This window comes from Mycobacterium sp. (assembly GCF_049280035.1).
Classification (GTDB): domain Bacteria; phylum Actinomycetota; class Actinomycetes; order Mycobacteriales; family Mycobacteriaceae; genus Mycobacterium.
In genome coordinates, this window is record NZ_JBAPPI010000632.1 from 1 (window position 1) to 2,176 (window position 2,176).

The 2,176-nt window shown below is 66.9% G+C and carries 2 protein-coding genes and 1 pseudogene; 2 read left to right on the forward strand and 1 reads right to left on the reverse strand.

All coding sequences use genetic code 11. From position 1 onward, the window contains the following. On the reverse strand, positions 1 to 1,337 hold a 1,337-nt coding region (locus WAN71_RS20220), incomplete at its 3' end, for a DEDD exonuclease domain-containing protein (RefSeq protein WP_422227035.1). 126 nt (positions 1,338 to 1,463) lie between these two features. Between WAN71_RS20220 and WAN71_RS20225 the strand changes: the two genes are divergently transcribed. Next, positions 1,464 to 1,715, forward strand: coding sequence for a hypothetical protein (locus WAN71_RS20225; RefSeq protein ID WP_422227034.1), 252 nt, complete (start codon positions 1,464 to 1,466; stop codon positions 1,713 to 1,715). A gap of 138 nt (positions 1,716 to 1,853) precedes the next feature. Beyond that, a pseudogene (locus WAN71_RS20230) lies at positions 1,854 to 2,176 on the forward strand (endopeptidase); the annotation flags it as partial.

A 2,176-nucleotide genomic window follows, 5' to 3' on the forward strand; every position in this document is an offset into this window, starting at 1 on the left:
CTCTCGTAGCGCTGACGCTCGGCAAGGTCGGCGATCTGCTGCACGGCCGCGGTTAACGCGGCGTTGTCCAGGCCGTCGATCAACTCAGCGGCGCGCTCGGCTGCCGCGGCGTATTGGCCGGCGGTCGCATCGCGAGCAGCCGGACACGGCGAAACCTCATGCTGCGGGCAGGCCGGTCCGTGCAGCACCGAACGGGCCAGCCGCTTGGTGCAGGTGCGCACACCGGTGAACCGCGCCAGCAGGGCGGCGGTGTCGGCGGCGTCGGCCCGGGAGCGAAACGGGCCGACCGCGCGGTCTTGGCGCGGCGTTCGGGTAGCCGAAAACCGGGGAAAGGCTTCGTCGCTCAGCACCAGCCACCACCAGCGGTGCGGGAATCTCGATCGGCGGTTGTAGGGCGGGGCGTGCGCGCTGAGCATCCGCAGTTCGCGGACACCGGCTTCTAGCCCGTGCGCGCACTCGACATGCTCGACGGTGGTCGCCAGCGCGACCATCTCCTTGATCCGGCTACGCTGATCCGAACCGTTGAAGTACTGACTTACCCTGCGCCGCAAGTCAATTGCGGTGCCGACGTAGAGCACCTCGCCAGCCGGCCCACGGAATAGGTAGACCCCCGGCCGGCGCGGCAACCCTTGGGCCAGCACTCGCTTGCGCCGCTGTGCTGGCGTCACGTCGGGCAGATACGAGCGCAAGTCGGCGTAAGTCTGCACACCTTGATTGCCGACGCGCTCGATGAGCGCGTGCAATACCTCGACGGTGGCCCGCGCGTCGTCGAGCGCCCGGTGGGTGGGCTCGCTGGCGACGGCGAACAGCCGGGCCAGCGCTGCCAGCCGCACGCTTGGAGCTTCCTCGCGGCTGAGCACCCTGCGGGCCAGCTGGACGGTGCACAGCACTTGCGGCCGCCGCCATCCGATTTCGCACCGATCGGCAGCGGCCCGCAAAAACCCGATGTCGAACCTGGCGTTGTGGGCCACCAGCACCGCGCCGCGGGCGAACTCGAAAAACATCGGCAACACCGCGCCGATGGTCGGCGCATCGCACACCATCGCCGTGGTGATGCCGGTCAGCTGCACGATCTGCGGCGGGATGCTGCGCTGCGGGTCGACGAGGGTGGCGAACTCGCCCAGCACCACACCGCCGCGCACTTTGACCGCCCCGATCTCGGTGATCGCGTCGGCGACCATCCCCTCACCAGCGGTCATGCGCCCGCCGGTGGTTTCCAGGTCCACGACCACGAATGTGGTCTCGCGCAGCGTCATTTCGGCAGCCCCGTCGAGGTCGGGGAGGCTCAGCTGCTCGCCGGTGGGCGCGCCCATGGCCGTGACGTTAGGCAGTCGCACCGACACTGCTCGAATTCTCCCGCGGCGCGTCGCGGGCCATTAACGGAAACGACGCCGGCGAGATATGTCGGTGCCGGCGGTTAGCGTGGCGGCAAGGCCACCCAAAAGACCGAGAGGAACAACGAGATGGCGCACACCAGCGAGCCCGACCCGGCGGCGGCAGGCCCGCCCGATCCAGGAGAACCAGTGGTCATCGATTGCGACGACTGCGCAGTACGCGGTCCGGGATGCCGTGACTGCGTCGTCAGCGTGATACTCGGGGTACCGGAAACTTTGCTGGAGGATGAGCGCGCCGCACTGGAGGTGCTCGCCGAAGCGGGGCTGGCCCCGAGACTGCGGCTGGTTCCAATTCACCGTCAGCGGCCGGGGGTCGCCTAACGGCGTTACGTTGAAATCTTGCTGTTTTCTTAATCATCCAGAGTTGGACAACGCCGATGCCGTTTCGTAACCTATCTGAGACCTAAAGCAGACTCGGCCGTGTGGGCCGACGAGGTTTAAGGATGCAAACTCTTGGGGTTGGGGCATAACGGCAGAAGCGCGTGTTTGCGCGCAGCCAAGCGCTTCGCTACAGCGCTAGCTGTGTCAGCCGTCCTATCCGGAGTTGCCGCCAGCAATGTGCTGGCCGACCCAGTCAATGACGCGATGGCAAAGCTCAGTGAGTTGTCGCGGCAAGCTGAGCAGACCACCGAGGCGATGCACAGTGCGCAGCTCGACCTCAACAACAAGCTGGCCACACAGCGGGCAGCCGACAAGAAGCACACCGAAGACCTGGCCGCCGCAGACGCCGCGAAGTCGCGGTTGGCAACATTTCAGGCCGGCATCGACAAGTTTGCGGCAGC

Excerpts from the sequence above, each read along its gene's own strand:
- WAN71_RS20225 (WP_422227034.1), top strand. The coding sequence starts at position 1,464 with ATGGCGCACACCAGCGAGCCCGACCCGGCGGCGGCAGGCCCGCCCGAT.